The sequence below is a fragment of the Chlamydiota bacterium genome (assembly GCA_012729785.1).
Taxonomy (GTDB): domain Bacteria; phylum Auribacterota; class Tritonobacteria; order UBA1439; family UBA1439; genus UBA1439.
This window is the reverse complement of the sequence record JAAYCL010000023.1, coordinates 55,438-71,519: the sequence shown is the minus strand read 5'-3', so window position 1 is coordinate 71,519 and position 16,082 is coordinate 55,438. Positions and strand designations below refer to the sequence as shown.

General features: G+C 67.2%; 14 protein-coding genes. All 14 read right to left on the bottom strand.

What is annotated here, in order from left to right; genetic code table 11:
* Positions 1 to 208 precede the first annotated feature (208 nt).
* The 14 genes from GXY35_05470 to GXY35_05405 all read right to left on the bottom strand — a co-directional run bounded on the left by GXY35_05470 (position 209) and on the right by GXY35_05405 (position 15,955).
* Positions 209 to 841 (bottom strand): hypothetical protein, encoded by a 633-nt coding sequence (locus GXY35_05470; GenBank protein NLW94025.1) that lies wholly within the window; start codon positions 839 to 841, stop codon positions 209 to 211.
* Between the two features lie 87 nt (positions 842 to 928).
* Positions 929 to 1,810: an MBL fold metallo-hydrolase gene (locus tag GXY35_05465; GenBank protein ID NLW94024.1), complete on the bottom strand. Its 882-nt coding sequence runs from the start codon at positions 1,808 to 1,810 to the stop codon at positions 929 to 931.
* A 196-nt stretch (positions 1,811 to 2,006) separates the two neighbouring features.
* Positions 2,007 to 3,815 (bottom strand): DUF4340 domain-containing protein, encoded by a 1,809-nt coding sequence (locus GXY35_05460; protein ID NLW94023.1) that lies wholly within the window; start codon positions 3,813 to 3,815, stop codon positions 2,007 to 2,009.
* 113 nt (positions 3,816 to 3,928) lie between these two features.
* On the bottom strand, positions 3,929 to 5,392 hold the full coding sequence (locus tag GXY35_05455) for a GldG family protein (protein NLW94022.1): 1,464 nt from the start codon (positions 5,390 to 5,392) through the stop codon (positions 3,929 to 3,931).
* A gap of 45 nt (positions 5,393 to 5,437) precedes the next feature.
* A complete protein-coding gene (locus GXY35_05450) occupies positions 5,438 to 6,181 on the bottom strand; it encodes an ABC transporter permease subunit (protein ID NLW94021.1) in 744 nt (247 codons plus the stop codon).
* 57 nt (positions 6,182 to 6,238) lie between these two features.
* On the bottom strand, positions 6,239 to 7,183 hold the full coding sequence (locus GXY35_05445) for an ATP-binding cassette domain-containing protein (GenBank protein NLW94020.1): 945 nt from the start codon (positions 7,181 to 7,183) through the stop codon (positions 6,239 to 6,241).
* Positions 7,184 to 7,278: 95 nt separating this feature from the next.
* Entirely contained in the window at positions 7,279 to 7,473 is a 195-nt protein-coding gene (locus tag GXY35_05440; protein NLW94019.1) for a DNA-directed RNA polymerase subunit omega, read from the bottom strand.
* A 211-nt stretch (positions 7,474 to 7,684) separates the two neighbouring features.
* A complete protein-coding gene (groL, locus tag GXY35_05435) occupies positions 7,685 to 9,325 on the bottom strand; it encodes a chaperonin GroEL (GenBank protein NLW94018.1) in 1,641 nt (546 codons plus the stop codon).
* Positions 9,326 to 9,361: 36 nt separating this feature from the next.
* Positions 9,362 to 9,649 carry a co-chaperone GroES gene (locus tag GXY35_05430; protein ID NLW94017.1) on the bottom strand — a complete coding sequence of 96 codons (288 nt, stop codon included), beginning with the start codon at positions 9,647 to 9,649 and terminating at the stop codon, positions 9,362 to 9,364.
* A gap of 129 nt (positions 9,650 to 9,778) precedes the next feature.
* Positions 9,779 to 11,725 carry a molecular chaperone DnaK gene (dnaK, locus tag GXY35_05425; GenBank protein NLW94016.1) on the bottom strand — a complete coding sequence of 649 codons (1,947 nt, stop codon included), beginning with the start codon at positions 11,723 to 11,725 and terminating at the stop codon, positions 9,779 to 9,781.
* Between the two features lie 245 nt (positions 11,726 to 11,970).
* Complete coding sequence (locus GXY35_05420; GenBank protein ID NLW94015.1) at positions 11,971 to 13,098, bottom strand: radical SAM protein; 1,128 nt, start codon at positions 13,096 to 13,098, stop codon at positions 11,971 to 11,973.
* A gap of 287 nt (positions 13,099 to 13,385) precedes the next feature.
* Positions 13,386 to 14,864 carry a beta-lactamase family protein gene (locus tag GXY35_05415; protein NLW94014.1) on the bottom strand — a complete coding sequence of 493 codons (1,479 nt, stop codon included), beginning with the start codon at positions 14,862 to 14,864 and terminating at the stop codon, positions 13,386 to 13,388.
* Positions 14,865 to 15,032: 168 nt separating this feature from the next.
* Positions 15,033 to 15,227 (bottom strand): hypothetical protein, encoded by a 195-nt coding sequence (locus tag GXY35_05410; protein NLW94013.1) that lies wholly within the window; start codon positions 15,225 to 15,227, stop codon positions 15,033 to 15,035.
* 98 nt (positions 15,228 to 15,325) lie between these two features.
* On the bottom strand, positions 15,326 to 15,955 hold the full coding sequence (locus GXY35_05405) for an NYN domain-containing protein (protein NLW94012.1): 630 nt from the start codon (positions 15,953 to 15,955) through the stop codon (positions 15,326 to 15,328).
* Positions 15,956 to 16,082 lie beyond the last annotated feature (127 nt).

Below are 16,082 nucleotides of genomic sequence, written 5' to 3'. Positions count from 1 at the left end.
TTGAATCATCTGACGCTGGATTCCCGCTTCCGCGGGAATGACAACCACTTTATAGTGTAAGGATATTGATGCTCCGAGTAATAGGTCTTTACTCTACACTACCATGCGTAATGCAAATCCAGCTCGCCCGCGGTGTCATCCTCAATCAGCCATCCCCCCGCAGTGGATAGCAGAGGTTTGACTCCGAGAACGCGGGGCCGCCGGTTCGTCATTCCCGTATCAATCCGAGGGTCTTCCGGGCTTCCAGCTTGTCCAAACGGTCGAAGTAGATGTTCTTGCCGGTCGCCGAGAGCGGGAGGCCCAGGATGAGATCGCACGGGGCGAGCAGGCCCAGCTTCAGGGCCGCCGCGCCGACCTTCTGCATCATCCGGTTGTCGACGTTGTGCTCCATGGCGGTTTTGGCGGCGGAGCCCGCGGCGATGCTCAGGTCCATGATCCTGAAGATGCAGAACGGGCCGGGGAAGTCGCTTCCGTCCTTCGGGAGGGGGCCTCGCCCGAGCATCTCGGCGCAGGTCGCGAAGCCGCATCCCCCGCAGTTGATGCCGACCGCCTTGCGGCCCTGGACGCCGACGAGGAAGAGCAGGGCCGATGCCTCGACGGCGTCCGCATCGCTGGCCCAATCCATTTGGATCGCCTCGCCGATCCGACCGCGCGACGCCGAAAGAGCCGCCCCCTTCGACGCCCCCGTTTCCCGCATGACCCGGCAGACGGCCCGCTTCTCTTCATCCGTGGCCGTTCTCGACCGGACCCAGTCCATCCCGCCGGCCTTGGGGGCCGTGCACGCGGACACGGCCATAAGATCGGCGACGATTCTCAACCCGTTCAGCACGCGCGCATCCATAGGCCTCCTCCGATCCGGTGTGCAGGCACCCGTCGCATCGCGCCGTCCCCCGACCGCCGCGGGCCGTCCCGCGTCTCTCGGGGGAAACTACCGCCGCATCGGCGCCTCGTCGAGCCCCTCGCCGAGCGTCTTGACCGTGTACCCGTTGCCGTCGCTCTCGATGATGATTGTGCCGTCGTGGTCGGTGCGGTAGATCCTCACCCCACGGGCTTTGAGGGGCTGGACCACCTTCGGCGCCCACTGCTGGGAATCGCGCTCCTTGCAGCTGATCAGGGCGACTTTGGGGGCCACCGCGCGCAGAAACGGCGCGGAGGTCGAGGTCGTGCTGCCGTGGTGGGCGACCTTGAGCACGGTGCTGCCGAGGGGCACGCGCCGCTGCCGCAGGATCCTCCGTTCCTCCTCCACTCCCACGTCCCCGGCGAGCATGATGCTGAAGTCGCCGTAGGAGAGCCGGCAGACGACGGAGCAGTCGTTCACGTCCGAGGGGAGCGGTTCTCCGGGATTCAACACGTCGATGCGGACGTCGTCCACCCGGTAGCTCTGGCCCGCGCGCGCGAGCGTGAACCGGGCCTTCGGCCTCGATTGCACCGCCTCGAGGTAGTCCCGGTAGGCGGCCGTGGGGTGCCGCTTGCCGGAGTCGAAAACCGTCTCCACATCGAATGCGCGCAGCACCGCGGGGAGGCCCCCGATATGGTCGGAGTGCGGGTGCGTGGCGACGAGCAAGGCGAGGCGCTTCACGCCCGCTTCCCGCAGATACCGCACGAGCGCGTCGGCGATCTCGGCGGAACCGCCGTCGATGAGGATCTGGTTGCCGCGCGGGGTCTGGATCAGGCAGGCGTCGCCGTGCCCCACGTCGATGAAGTGGATCCGAAGGGGGGCCGGCGCGGCGGCGTCTTTTGAGACGGAGTCGGCGGGCGCGCCGGGAGACGCGGAGGCGGCGGGGGCGCCGGGGGCCGGGGACGGCGTCACGGTTGCGGCCCGCGGCGGTCCGGGCGCGTGGACGGCCCCGTCTTCAGCCGAAACGGCGACCGCCGGAGACAGGGCGAGCGAGACGCAGAGGGCGCTCAGGAGACGGGAGGTCGTCGGGGACTCCTCCTTCCATCGCGACGGGAAGACGCGCGCCTCGCCTCCCCCCGCGGGGGGTGGAAGGATGAGACGCGGATTCCTACTCCCCGCCCTCGACGGCTTCCGGTTCCGCGACGGGCGCGGCGGCGGGGGGTTTCAGCGCCAGGTCGGCGCGCAGCGACTCCTCCAGCGAGGACGGGATGGTGAAGACGAGATCGCCGCCCTCGCACATCGCGTAGAAGGCGCCGTCCTTCGTCTTCCTGCCGACCTTGAGCGTCGTGGTCTCGCGCGAGCCGGCCTTGTCGCACTCGACCGACACCTCCAGCGAGGGGGCGTCGAGGCCGTAGCGCTTCAGGTCCTTGGGCGAGCGGGCGACGAGTTCGAGCGCGTTGAGACCCGAGAGGGCGGTCGTGATGCCCGTCACCGCGGCGGCGTCGGCGGTCCCCTTCTCCGGCTCGCGGAGAAGCCAGAGGGGGCCCTCCTTCTCGCAGACCGTGTTCGCGATCCCGCGCCCCGAGATGGCGACCTTGCGCGCGGCGGGGGCGCTGAAGTCGATGACCCGCCTGTCCATGTACCTGAGCGGGTCGGTCGCGCACCAGTCGAGGAACTCCGCGCTCACGCCGAGGATCTCGTCTCCCTTCCCGCGCGTGACGTAGACCTTCTTGCCGCGCGCGTACCTCGCGCCGACGAGGATCTTCTCTTCGTCCCCGGCGGCCGTCTTGAGCGTCACCGAGAGGGCCTCCCCGCCGAGGCCGTACCTCGCCGGGTCCTCCGCCGGCTCGGCGACGAAATCGAGGACCGTCAGGTCCGCGATCGCCTTGACGAGGGCGGCGCACGAGGCCGCGTCCGCGTCGTTCTTTTCGGGCTCGCGGATCTCCCAGCGCGCCCCTTCCCTGGCCAGGGCGAGCGTCGCGCCGCCGTGTTCCACCCGCACCTCGCGCAGCTGCGCCTCGGGGATGCGCGTCACCTTCCGGTCCCGCAGCGCATCGGCGTCCGAGACGACGTCCTTCAGCACCTCGCCGCCCACGGTGAGGATCGCGTCGCGCCCGACCGTGCGGACGTAGCGCACGCCCTTCTCCCCCTCCGCGCCGAAGATGATCGTCCCCGCAGGGACCCCGTCCTTCCCCGTGAGGGCGATGTCCGCCTCGGGGGCGGCGAGGCCGTATCTCCCGAGATCCTTCGGATCGTCGTCCGCGAAATCGCGCGCGCGGAGTGTGCGGATCTTGCGGAGGAGCGCGTTCACCTTGTCCGGGTCCGCCGCCCCGGAGAGCGGGGAGACGATCCTCCACCCCTCCCCGTCCCGGGCGAGCTCGACCTGCTTCCCGCCGCGCGTGACGACCAGCTTCGTCAGATCCGCCTGGTCGAACTCGATCACCGTCCGGTCACGCAGGTCCCCGAGCTGCTTGTCGAGGGCGGCATGGAGCCCCTTGGGCACGACATGCACATCCGCGGCCCCCTCGACGCGCACGTAGGCGGTATCGCCGAGCGGGGTGTCCGCGCCGAGGGCGATGCCCGTCTCCCTGCCCGAGGCCCAGAAGCGGGCGGTGATGCGGGGGGCGTGCAGGCCGAACTCCTCGATCTTCTTCTCGTCGGTCTCGGCCGCGGGGATGACCCGTTCGCTTCTCAACCCCTCGATGCGGCGCAGGATGGCGAGGACCTGGCCCTTGTCAGCGCGGTACTGCAGCGGCTTCTCGAGGTTCCAGGCGCCGTCCGCAGCCTTCGAGAGAACGACCGGGTCCCTTTCGCGGACGAGTTCGACCCGGTCGATCTCGTCGGCCTTGACGGAGAAGACGAGCTTCTCCTTCTCCTCCCGCTCGTCGGTCGAGAGCTGCGACTTCTCGACGAACCAGATGTAGGCGCCGATGCCGAGCGCCACGGCCAGCAGCAGAATCGTGGATCGGAATTTCATCCTCTACTCCCCTTATCCGTGTCCCGGGAAGACGGACACCGCCCCCCTTCGCGGGCGTCGCCGCGGGTCTCCGGGGAGGCGCGGCATCCGCCGGCGGCTCGATCGGCCGACCGCTACTTCCGCCGCCGCCACCAGACGACGACGCCGAGCAGGAGGCCGAAGACGGGCAGCGCCCCGAACAGCCAGAAGATGCTGCGCATCTGCGCGGCGTTGAGCCGGACGCGCGTCTGCTCCGGCATCTTGGGGCCGATGGCGATCAGATTCTCCCTGCTGGTGAGCCAGTTGACGATGTTGAGGAGCAGGGTGGCGTTGCCCATCGTGGCGATCTTCTCGTTCGTGATGAAATCCGAGTCGCCGACCACCACCAGCCGGAACCCGTTGTCCCGGGCGCCGCCGGCCTTCTCCGGGTTCGTCTCGACCGCGACGCCGAAGGAGACCGGACCCTTCGCGTCCTTCCCCTCGTCGAAGCGGAACGTCTCATCCGTGAAGTCGGTCTCCCCCCATCCCGACGGAGAGGTCTGCAGCAGGGTCCGGGCGGAGAGCCCCCGATTCGACGCCTCCGGGGAGACGGAACGGGCCTCGGCGAAGAAGGTCGCCCGCCCCTTCATCTGGTCGGTGATCTCGTGGAACCCGTAGTTGTCGGCGAGGAGGTTCAGCGGGCTGAGGAAGATGAGGCGCTGGGCGGACTCCGGGTCCACGACGATGTTGTCCCCCGCCTCCGCGCCCCACGCCTTCAGGAGCGGCTCGAGGCCGGAGTTCGTCCGGGGGTCGAGCGCGACGAAGAGCCGCCCGCCCCGCTCGAGGTAGCCGGCGAGGGTCTTCTTCTCCTCGTCCATGTACGGCTCGACGGGGCCGGCGATGAGGAGGAGGCCGCAGTCGTCGGGGATCCCGCGTTTCTCGTGGAGGGAGAGCTTCTCGACCTTCAGGTTCTCGCGCTCCAGGAGGGTCTTGCAGACCTCGAGCCCCCGCGGCCCCGCGTCGTCGAGGTCGGCCTCGCCGTGCTTCGTGACCGCGTAGACGACCGGCTGCGTCCCCTGGGTCAGGTTGAGGATCGCCGAGGTGAACGCCTGTTCCCCCTTGAACGCCTTGATCGTGGGGGCCTGCCCGCGCCGGGCGCCGCTGTAGTCCATCTCGACGATGTCCTTGTCGTAGACGTACTTGGTCTTCTCCCCCTCCTCGAAGACGACGATGCTCGGGGCCCGGTCGGTCGGCGGGATCTTGAATTTGCCCAGGAGGAAACGCACGCGGGCGGGGTCCTTCTCCGGGTCCACGTGCTCCACCGTCAGGTTCTTCGTCACCGCCGCGTAGCGCGCGAGGAGCTCGCGTATGTCGTCGTGCGTGGGATTGTACGGGGGGTAGAAGACGTAGGCCGCCACCGGCTTCTCGAGGCCCTTCAGGACGCCGATCGTCTTGTCGGAGAGCGAGAAGTAGCTGCTCGCGGTCCAGTCGAACCTCCGGTAGTGCCGATAGCCGAGGTAGTTGACCATCAGGAAGATGGCGCCCGCGATGAGGCACGAGGCCGTCACGTTGACGCCGATCGCCGCCCTTCGTATCTTTACAGTCCGCCCGTTAGCCATTCCCGATCCCCCGGTGTCTATGCGCCTCGCGGTTCCGTTGCCGCGTCACCGCCACTTCTGCGACTCGACGACCCGCACGGTCAGGAAGAGGCAGAGTGCGGCGGAGCTCAGGTAGTAGACGAGCGGCCGCGAATCCACGATCCCCTTGCTGAACCCGTCGAAGTGCTGGAAGACGCTCAGGTAGGAGAAGATCCCCTTGGCGAGCGGGCCCGAGACGAGGCTCTCGAAGACGCCCACGATCCAGATGACGGTGACGAGGAGATAGCTTACGACGGCCGCGATGATCTGGTTGCGAGTGAGCGCCGAGCAGAGGAGCCCGATCGCGATGAACATCGCGCCGATCAGCAGCGTCCCCAGGTAGCCCGAGGCGACCGGCCCGAGGTCGAGCGGCGAGTACCAGCGCAGCACCGCCACGTAGAGCAGGGTCGGCAGCCAGAGGAAGGCGAAGAACGCCCAGGCGCCGAGGAACTTCGAGAGGACGAGTTCCCAGTCGGTGACCGGGGCGGTCATCAGCACCTCGAGCGTCCCCGCCCTGCGCTCCTCGGCGATGAGCCGCATCGTGATGACCGCCGGCACGATGGAGAGGACGAGGTAGAGGAAGATCGTCCTGCCGAAGTAGAGCTGCATCGCGGAGCCGTCGATCGTCATCCGCGGGTCGTTGAGGACGATCATCAGCACGGAGAAGATGAACGAGTTGAACGCCAGAAAGACCACCAGCACGACATAGGCGATCGGCGAGTAGAAGTACGCCTTGAGCTCCTTGGCGAACAGCGGGGCTATCTTGACCATGCGTCGTCTCCTTGTTCCGTCGCGCCGGTACCGGTCCCTCCCGGCCGCCCGCCCGTGCTATCCGTTCTCCTGCTCGCGCATCGTGATATGGACGAAGATCTCCTCGAGCGTGACGGTCTCCCGTTTCATCTCCCGCAGTCCCCACCGCCGCTCCGCGATCAGCCGCGCGATCTCCTCGCGCGCGTCCGCCCCCTGCCGGAGCGCGACGGAAAAGAGGCCGACGCCGCCGCCTTCGCCGCGGGGCTCGACCTTCTCCACGCCCGCGACCCTCGAGAGGGCCTGGCGCACCTCCTCCCCGGGGCCGCGCACCTCGACGGAAAGCCGCGTGCCGCCGCGGATATCGCGGACCAGGTTCTCGGGGGAGTCCATCGCGACGATCCTGCCGCGGTTGATGATGATGACGCGCCCGCAGATCGCCTCCACCTCCGGGAGGATGTGCGTGGAGAGGAGGATGGTGTACTCCCCGCCGAGCCGCTTGATCAGCGAGCGCACCTGGCGGACCTGGTTGGGGTCCAGGCCGATGGTCGGCTCGTCGAGGATGAGGACCTTCGGGTCGTGGACGAGCGCCTCGGCGAGGCCGACGCGCTGGCGGTAGCCTTTCGAGAGATGGCCGATGATCCGGCGGCGGACGTCGGAAACCAGCGTCTTCTCCATCACGTCGGCCAGACGCGCGCGGCGGGCCCTGCGGGGCACCCCCTTGAGTCGGGCCCGGTAGTCGAGGTACTCCTCGACGCGCATCTCCGGGTAGAGGGGGACATTCTCCGGGAGATAGCCGATGATCCTGCGCACCTCGAGCGATTCGCGGAAGATGTCGTAGCCGCCGACCGTGGCGGTGCCCGAGGTGGGCGGCATGAAACAGGTGAGCATCCGCATCGTGGTGGTCTTCCCGGCGCCGTTGGGGCCGAGGAGACCGAGGATCTCGCCTTTGCGGACGCGGAAGGTGATCTCGTCCACCGCGCGCGTGTCGGCGTAGCTCTTGCTGAGGTTGCGTGCGTCGATCATAACGCTCGAATCCTCCCTTGGCGACGAGCGGTCCCGGAACAGGGAAGGACGGCGAAGAGGCCGCGGCGCGCCCCGGCGGGGCGCGCCATCACGGCTCACGCGGGAAGGATCCTCGACCGGTAGCCGATCTTCCCCTCGTTGAACTCCCGCAGCGCTATCTCGGCGGTGTTGAGCCCCTGCGGAGCGTCGCATAGCGGCACCCCCCCGCGGTCGAGCTGCTTGATGCGGTTGGCGACGATGTTGACGAGGAGCGGAGCGCTCCCGGTCTTGAGAACCGCCTCCGCGAGAATCCTTTTCTGTTCCTCCACGCTGCCTCCCTCCGGGTGAACGTAGCGTTCCCGAATGCGCCGCACACCCCTTTGACGCCGGGGACGGAAAAAATGTTGAAACGATTCGCCTCCGCCCGCGACGGGCCTCCTTCCCGAGGCGCCCGCCGCGGGCGCGGCGAACCCGGGGAGGGCGCATGCGCCCTCCCCGGGGTTCGAACTCAGGCGTGCCGGATCAGTACATCCCGCCGCCCATGCCGCCCATGCCGCCCGGGGGCATCGCCGGCGCCGGCTTCTCCTTCTCCGGCGCGTCGGTGATGAGCGCCTCGGTGGTCAGCATCAGCCCGGCGATGCTCGCCGCGTTCTGCAACGCGGTCCGCGCCACCTTGGTCGGGTCGATGATGCCCGCCTTGAAGAGGTCCTCGTACTCGTTGTCGGCCACGTTGTAGCCCTGGGCCCCCTCGCGCTTCTTCACCTCCTGCACCACGACCGACCCTTCCTCGCCGGCGTTGCAGGCGAGCTGCCGCAGCGGCTCCTCGAGCGCCCGCTTCACGATCTGGACGCCGATCATCTGCTCCTCGTCCAGCTTCAGCCGATCGAGGGCCGGGGCGCAGCGCAGCAGGGCCACGCCGCCGCCGGGGACGATCCCCTCCTCGACCGCCGCCCGCGTCGCGTGCAGCGCATCCTCGACGCGCGCCTTGCGCTCCTTCATCTCGGTCTCGGTCGAGGCGCCGACGTTGATCACCGCCACGCCGCCCGCGAGCTTGGCGAGCCGCTCCTGGAGCTTCTCGCGGTCGTAGTCCGAGGTCGTCTCGTCGATCTGGAGGCGGATCTGGCTGACGCGCCCCTGGATGTCGGAGGATTTCCCCTCGCCCTCGACGATCGTGGTGTCTTCCTTGTCGATGGTCACGCGCTTGGCGCGGCCGAGGTCGGAGAGCTGGAGGGACTCGAGCTTGATCCCGAGGTCCTCGCTGATGCACTTGCCGCCGGTGAGGATCGCGATATCCTCAAGCATCGCCTTCCGCCGGTCCCCGAAGCCCGGGGCCTTGACGGCGCAGCAGGCGAGCGTGCCGCGGATCTTGTTGACCACCAGGGTCGCCAGAGCCTCTCCCTCGACGTCCTCGGCGATCACGAGCAGCGGCTTGCCGCTCTTGGCGACCTTCTCCAGCAGCGGGAGCATGTCCTTGAGGTTGGAGATCTTCTTCTCGTGGATGAGGATGTAGCAGTCCTCAAGGACCGCCTCCATCGTCTCGGCGTCGGTCATGAAATACGGGGACAGGTAGCCCTTGTCGAACTGCATCCCCTCGACGACCTTCAGGGTCGTCTCGATCCCCTTGGCCTCCTCGACCGTGATCGTGCCGTCCTTGCCGACCTTCTCCATCGCGTCGGCGATGATCTCGCCGATCGTGGAGTCGCTGTTGGCCGAGATGGTGGCCACCTGGGAGATCTCCTTGCGGTCCTTGACCGACTTGGAGAGCTTCACGAGATCCTTCTTCACGCTCTCGACGGCCTTGTCGATGCCGCGCTTGAGCTCCATCGGGTTGATCCCCGCGGTGACGTTCTTGAGCCCCTCGCGGTAGATCGCCTCCGCGAGCACGGTCGCCGTGGTGGTGCCGTCGCCGGCGTCCTCGGAGGTCTTCGACGCCACCTCGCGGACCATCTGGGCGCCCATATTCTCGTACGAATCCTCGAGCTCGATCTCCTTGGCCACGGTCACCCCGTCCTTGGTGATGGTCGGGGAGCCGAACTTCTTGTCCAGGACGACGTTCCGGCCCGCGGGGCCGAGCGTGACCTTGACCGCCTTGCTGAGCTTGGCGACGCCGTTCAGGATATGCTGCCGGGCGTCGGCCCCGAATATGAGTTGCTTCGCTGCCATGGTGCTGCTCCTTTCCTTGACCTGGTTACCACGCCGTTACGAGATGACCGCGAGGACATCCTCTTCGCGGAGGATCAGGTGCTCCTTGTCGGCGATCGTCACCTCGGTGCCCGCGTATTTCCCGATCAGGACCGTGTCGCCCTTCTTCACCTCGAACGGGATCAGCTTCCCGTCCTCGTTCCTCTTGCCCAAGCCGACCTCGATCACCTTGGCCTGCATCGGCTTCTCCTTCGCGGTGTCGGGTATGATGATGCCGCCCTTCTTCACCTCGGCATCCTCGATCCTCACCACCAGGATCCTGTCGCCCAGGGGTTTTACCTTCATCGTGCGTCTCCTTTCGTGAATGGGGTAAATAGTATAGTCGTTTTTGCCCGAATCGCAAGCCCTATCGCGTCACCGCCTCGCATCACCTCCTTGTCGCCGTCCGTGCGGGCCGCCCTGCGCGCCGGCGCCCTACTTCTTGTCGTCGTCCACGACCTCGTAATCGGCGTCGATCACGTCGTCGCCGCCCTTCTTCTGCTGCGGCCCCTCCTCGCCGGGCTGCCCCGCGCCGGGGCCTCCCTGCGGGCCGCCCTGCGCCCCCTCCGGCCGCCCCTTCGGCCCCGCCTGGGCGTACAGCTCGGAGGAGACCGCGTGCCAGGCCTGCGTCAGCGCCTCCGAGGCGGACTTCATCTCGTCGTGGTCGTCCTTCTTCACCGCCTCCCGGACGCGCTCCATCGCGGCCTTGAGCTTCTCCTGCTGCTCCGCGGAGATCTTCCCTCCGTGCTCCTTCAGGAGCTTCTCGGCCTCGTAGACCGCGGCCTCGGAGCGGTTCTTCGTCTCGATCCGCTCCCGGCGCGTCTTGTCCTCGTTGGCGTGGAGCTCGGCGTCCTTGACCATCCGCTTGATCTCGCCTTCGTCCAGGCCGCTCGAGGCGGTGATCTTGATCGACTGCTCCTTGCCGGTCCCGAGGTCCTTCGCGGAGACGTGGAGGATGCCGTTGACGTCGATGTCGAACGTCACCTCGATCTGCGGGATGCCGCGCGGCGCGGGCGGGATGCCCACGAGCTGGAAGTTGCCGATCAGCTTGTTGTCGGCCGCCATCTCGCGCTCGCCCTGCAGGACGCGGATGTCCACGCTCGTCTGGCTGTCGGAGGCGGTGGAGAAGATCTCGTTCTTCTTGGTGGGGATGGTGGTGTTGCGCTCGATGAGGCGGGTCGTCACGCCGCCGAGGGTCTCGATGCCGAGGGAGAGCGGGGTCACGTCGAGGAGCAGGACGTCCTTCACCTCCCCCTTGAGGACGCCGGCCTGGATGGCGGCGCCGACCGCGACCACCTCGTCGGGGTTCACGCCCTTGTGCGGCTCCTTCCCGAACAGCTTCTTGACCGCCTCCTGCACCTTGGGCATCCGGGTCTGCCCGCCGACGAGGATCACCTCGTCGATCTTGTCGAGCGCGATGCCGGAGTCCTCGATCGCCCGCTTGCAGGGGCCGATGGTGCGCTCGATCAGGTCGCCCACCAGCTGCTCGAGCTTCGAGCGGGAGAGCTTGAGGACGAGGTGCTTGGGCCCGGAGGCGTCCGCGGTGATGAACGGGAGGTTGATCTCGGTCTCGGTCGCGGAGGAGAGTTCGCACTTGGCCTTCTCCGACGCCTCCTTCAGGCGCTGCAGGGCCATCTTGTCCTGGCGGATGTCGATCCCCTGCTCGCGCTTGAACTCGTCGGCGATCCAGTCCACGATCCGCTGGTCAAAGTCGTCCCCGCCGAGGTGCGTGTCGCCGTTGGTGGATTTGACCTCGAAGACGCCGTCGCCGATCTCGAGGATGGAGATGTCGAAGGTGCCTCCGCCGAGGTCGTAGACGGCGATCTTCTCGTCCTTCTTCTTGTCGAGGCCGTAGGCGAGCGAGGCGGCGGTGGGTTCGTTGATGATGCGGAGCACCTCGAGGCCCGCGATGCGGCCCGCGTCCTTGGTGGCCTGGCGCTGGCTGTCGTTGAAGTAGGCCGGGACCGTGATGACGGCCTGGGTGACCTTCTCGCCCAGGTACGCCTCGGCGTCGCTCTTCATCTTCTGGAGGATGATCGAGGAGACCTCCGGCGGAGACATCGTCTTGCCGCCGGCGGCGACGTTGACGTCGCCGTTGGAGGCGCGCACGACCTTGTAGGGGACGAGCTTGATCTCGCTCCCCACCTCCTCGTACTTGCGCCCCATGAAGCGCTTGATGGAGAAGATGGTGTTGCTGTAGTTCGTCACCGCCTGCCGCTTGGCCGTCTGCCCCACGAGCCGCTCGCCGGACTTGGTGATCGCCACGGTTGACGGCGTCACGCGGTTCCCCTCGGCGTTGGGGATGACCACCGGCTCACCGCCCTGCATCACCGCCGCGCATGAGTTGGTGGTACCGAGATCTATACCGATAACCTTGGACATTTGCATCCTCCTTATGGGGATCCCCGGATGGAATCCCGCTCATTAGTAAGCACGCGGCGTTCCAAGAGAGATCGAATCGTTCAAGCAAACGCAATATACTGCGGCGCGAGGTGTTGCGGAATTGAAGTGCCGGAGCGGCGAGGCAACGGTTGTGACATCCCGCCCCAGAGTCGACAGGCCGTCCCGTCGCAGGTGGGACAGAATGTCACAGGAAGCCGCGGGCGGGGAAGGCCCGGAAGGAACGGTCAGAACGACAGATAGGGTACGGCCTTCCCGCGCAGGACGACGGCCCGCGCGAGATCCTCCGGCGAGCGGAAGCTCGTTCCGTCCCGCCGCAGCGCCAGGATCCGCTTCGCCGCCACCTGCCCTATCCCCGGCACACGGAGGAGCCGGGCGGCGTCGTCCCTGTTGACCGCGACGGGGAAAAACTCCGGGTGCGCCCGCGCCCAGATCTCCTTCGGGTCGGCCTCGAGCGACAGGTTCCCGTCCGGCCCCAGCGGTATCTCGTCGGCGGCAAAACCGTACTTTCTGATGAGCCAGTCGGCCTGGTAGAGCCGGTGCTCGCGCATAAGGAGGTCGCGGTTGCCCCGGACCGGGGAGAGCGCGGCGGAGCCCGCCGCGCGCTGGTAGGCGCTGAAGTAGACCCGGGCCAGCCCCAGCCCCTTGTACAGTCTCCAGGTGTAGCGGATGAGCTCCGCATCCGTCTCCTGCGCGGCCCCCACGACGAACTGCGTCGTCTGTTTCACCCCCGCGTAGCGGCGTCCCTTCGCGGTGAGCGCGCCAATGAGACGCATCGGCCTGACGATGTCGCGGAGGTACTCCTTCCCGGTGTCCAGGCGCCTGAAATTGGCCTCCCCGGCGGTCTCGATGTTCAGGGACACCGCCGTGGCGAGGCCCAGCGCCTGCTCGATCGCGGCGTCCGAGGCCCCGGGGATGATCTTGAGGTGGATGTAGCCCCTGAACCGCGCCCTGCGCAGGGAGACTGCGACGCGGTTGATCCGCTCCATCGTGTCGTCGGGGCTCCCGCGCACCGCGCTGCTCAGGAACAGGCCGCTCACCCGCCCCGCCCTGTAGTAGGAGAGGAACGCCCGCGCCAGCTCCTCGGGGGCGAGGGTGCAGCGGGCGATATCCGCCCCGGCCCGGAGGGGGCAGTAGGCGCAGCGGTTGACGCACTCGTTGGAGAGCAGGACCTTGAACAGGAAGGTCGCGCGCCCGTCGGGATGGATCACCGGGTAGATCCACGTGTCATCGGGGGATCGCCGGCGGTGCTCGTCCGCGCGCGTCGCGCAGGCGCACGCCAGGTCGTAGCGCGAGTCGCGCGACAGGGTCGCGAGCTTCTCCGCGGTGTCGGGGCTCTTCCGTATCGCGATCATACCGCCGCCTCCGCCGCTCCTTCTACTCCATCTCCCATCTCGAATGGTCTCTCGCATCCATCTTAATCCAATACTCCTTTTCAATCAGCTTATTTCGCGCATCGCAGTGTGTAGCATGAACCTGACCTGAAAGTCGCCGGCCGCGGGGGCGATTTCGCGCGCAACAACCGTGCTCTTGCAGGATACGCCTCTGCCGGCCGGGAGCGCGCCGCCGAGTCTGCGCCGCCACGTCCCGCCGGCGTTGGCATTGAACATGGCGCGCGGTCGATGACGGGGGGATGGCCCAGTCAGCGGATGGCGATCAGGTCCTGCCGGTATTCCCGGGCGGAGTCGAGGGAGGGCCGGGCGCCCGGGTCGCAGATGCCGAGCGTGACCCGGTAGCGGCCGAGCCGCAGGCCCGGGGGGATCGGATCCCGGAACAGCTCGACGGTCACGGGATCCGAGACGAAGGGGACGCCGCGGGCGAACGGCGAGACGCCCGGCATGACCGCGCCGCCGGGACCGAGGGAGAAGAGCGTCCCCGCGGGATCCTCGACGACGCAGTAGGCGTCGAAGGGGGGCACGAGGTGCGCCGCGGTCGCGAGGACGCTCACGGTGTCGCCCACCGCCGCCTCCCGCCCGTTCAGGTCGAGCTGGAGGAGGGAGGATGCCTTGACGAGTTCCGCCGCGATCTCCTTGAAGATGGACGCCGAAACCACGACAGGCGCGCTGCACTCTTCCCAGCCGACCTGCCTGTTGAGCAGGATCGCGAACGACGCGTCCCGCGACGGGAGATGGTACATCGAAATGTCGTACCCCCGGATGTTCCCGCCGTGCCCGTAGAATCCGTGCACGAATGAGACGCCGAGGCCCCATCTCCCCCCCCCGCCGGCGTCGACCAGGGTCCGCTGCTCCCGGCGGACGGATTCGCCGAGCAGCGCCCCCTCCGCGAACGCCTTCGCCCACACGAGGAGGTCCTCGACGCAGGAGATCATCGCACCCGCGCCGAACTCGGCGGTCGGCTCGTACCTGCTGCAATCCTTGAGAACGCCCGTGCATCCCGGGTCCCAGTAGCCATGCAGGCAGGGGTCCTCCATCGTGGGGCCGTCGGGCCACACGGTGCAGGCGAGCCCGAGCGGCTCGACGATGTTCTCGCGGATGAGGTCGCCGATAAACTCGCCGGAGACCTCCTCGGCGATCATCCCGAGGAGGATGTAGTTCGTGTTGGAGTACGCCCAGCGCGCGCCCGGCGGGAAGTCGGGGCCGTGCGATACGGCGATATCCACCAGCTCCTCCGGTGTCCAGGTCTTGTCGGGCTTCGTGGCGAAATCCTCCTCGAAGACCTCGTCGTTCGCATAGTCGAAGATGCCGCTCGTGTGATTGAGGAGCATCCGGACGGTGATCTCGGCGGCGTGGGGCACCTTCGCCCCGGCGTCAAACCGGTCGAGCGCGTCGTCGAGATCGAGCAGGCCGCGGTCGGCGAGCTGGAGCGCCGCGACCGCCGTAAACGACTTCGTGACGCTTCCGATGCGGATGGGGTCGGTGGCCTCCGCGTCCCTGCCCGCGTCGAGGTCGGCCTTCCCGCGCGCCACGAGCCACGTCCCCGCGCCGCCGATCCGGACGCCCACGACCGCCCCGGGGATGCCGTGCCGGACGAGGGCGGCGTCCGTGATCTCAACGATGCGGCGCTCGACCTGCGCATGCAGGGCGGTATCCTGCGCGGGGGCGGAAACCGCGCAGAGGGCCGTCGCTACGCCGAAGATCCCGAAGAACGCGATAGAGGCCATGTCACCAGTATAACCCCCCGCGGGCCTCTTCGGAAGAGGGACGCGCGCTACGGGCGGGGCGCGGCGCGCAGGGCGGACGATCCGCGCGGCATCCTCCCTCCCATGACGCGAGGGCAGGCCGGGATGCGGGAGCGGGAATATGCGCGTCGAGGCGCAGGGTGCGGACGGTTACACGACGAGCCAGGCGAGGATGGAGAGGATCAAAACGAGGGCGACAGCGGCGCAGAAGACGCCCCTCCAGCCGTAGCGCAGGGCGCCGAAGACGCCGAGCGCGGCGGGGAACGCCTCCCCGCAGTAGATGCAGTTGAGGTTCTCGTCCGGCGTGTCGCCGCCGCAGTGCGGGCACCGCACGTACTCATCCATAAAGCAATTTTCACCACAGAGACACGGAGGGCACGGAGAATGCTGAAGCTCAAATGACAAACGAATGACCACTATCCAATTGGGCCGTTTTGGTCCGGCTATGTCCCAATGGAGCGATAATCCCTGGAATCGATACAGGTGTCATATGTGGTGCGGTCGATACGGATCCAGTCAGTCTTGTTTATGCCGCGCGCCCTCGTCACCACAGGGCTCACCGGGAAGGCGGAGGCAACCTTGATCCAGCGGTTCTGCTCTTTCGCGATGACGCGCACCTCATCGGCAACCTCCGACAGATCCTGATCCTGGCTGAAGATGACGGCGACGTCGTACTCCCGACTGTGCGCAAGGCGGATCACATCGATGGCGATTCGAACATCAATACCCTTTTCCTCTCCGGAAGTGAATGTGTGCTGCGTGCTATCGGGCAGCCGGACTCGCCGATTGCGGTAGCGGAGGGAGCGCGAAAATACATGCACGCCATGCCGTCCCATTATCGCCAGCTTATGATTCCAGAAATGATGCCAGAATGCATTATCGGTCTGATCGGGCACTCCCGTGTAAAAGCGCGCCTGCCGAAGGTGCCAATTCTGCAAGCGACAGACTGCCTTTGAGAGAGCCATAACATCATAATTCGGATATGCATAGCCGAAGACATCCTTCACGGCGAAGAACAGATTCTGGCCGTCAACAAAGGTAATGGCGCGCTTTTGGGCGGGTTCAACGGGCATGGTGGGCCTCGGGAAAAAATAACCCCGTCCGAGGCCTTTCGGCGTGTCGGACGGGGATCAACTTCTGCCCATATAATATCACAGTGGTTTACCTTGTCAATATCCGATTGCCACTTGTCAGCAAGGG

Excerpts from the sequence above, each read along its gene's own strand:
- GXY35_05470 (NLW94025.1), bottom strand. The coding sequence starts at position 841 with ATGGATGCGCGCGTGCTGAACGGGTTGAGAATCGTCGCCGATCTTATG.
- GXY35_05460 (NLW94023.1), bottom strand. The coding sequence starts at position 3,815 with ATGAAATTCCGATCCACGATTCTGCTGCTGGCCGTGGCGCTCGGCATC.
- GXY35_05455 (NLW94022.1), bottom strand. The coding sequence starts at position 5,392 with ATGGCTAACGGGCGGACTGTAAAGATACGAAGGGCGGCGATCGGCGTC.
- GXY35_05450 (NLW94021.1), bottom strand. The coding sequence starts at position 6,181 with ATGGTCAAGATAGCCCCGCTGTTCGCCAAGGAGCTCAAGGCGTACTTC.
- GXY35_05445 (NLW94020.1), bottom strand. The coding sequence starts at position 7,183 with ATGATCGACGCACGCAACCTCAGCAAGAGCTACGCCGACACGCGCGCG.
- groL (NLW94018.1), bottom strand. The coding sequence starts at position 9,325 with ATGGCAGCGAAGCAACTCATATTCGGGGCCGACGCCCGGCAGCATATC.
- GXY35_05430 (NLW94017.1), bottom strand. The coding sequence starts at position 9,649 with ATGAAGGTAAAACCCCTGGGCGACAGGATCCTGGTGGTGAGGATCGAG.
- dnaK (NLW94016.1), bottom strand. The coding sequence starts at position 11,725 with ATGTCCAAGGTTATCGGTATAGATCTCGGTACCACCAACTCATGCGCG.
- GXY35_05420 (NLW94015.1), bottom strand. The coding sequence starts at position 13,098 with ATGATCGCGATACGGAAGAGCCCCGACACCGCGGAGAAGCTCGCGACC.
- GXY35_05415 (NLW94014.1), bottom strand. The coding sequence starts at position 14,864 with ATGGCCTCTATCGCGTTCTTCGGGATCTTCGGCGTAGCGACGGCCCTC.
- GXY35_05410 (NLW94013.1), bottom strand. The coding sequence starts at position 15,227 with ATGGATGAGTACGTGCGGTGCCCGCACTGCGGCGGCGACACGCCGGAC.
- GXY35_05405 (NLW94012.1), bottom strand. The coding sequence starts at position 15,955 with ATGCCCGTTGAACCCGCCCAAAAGCGCGCCATTACCTTTGTTGACGGC.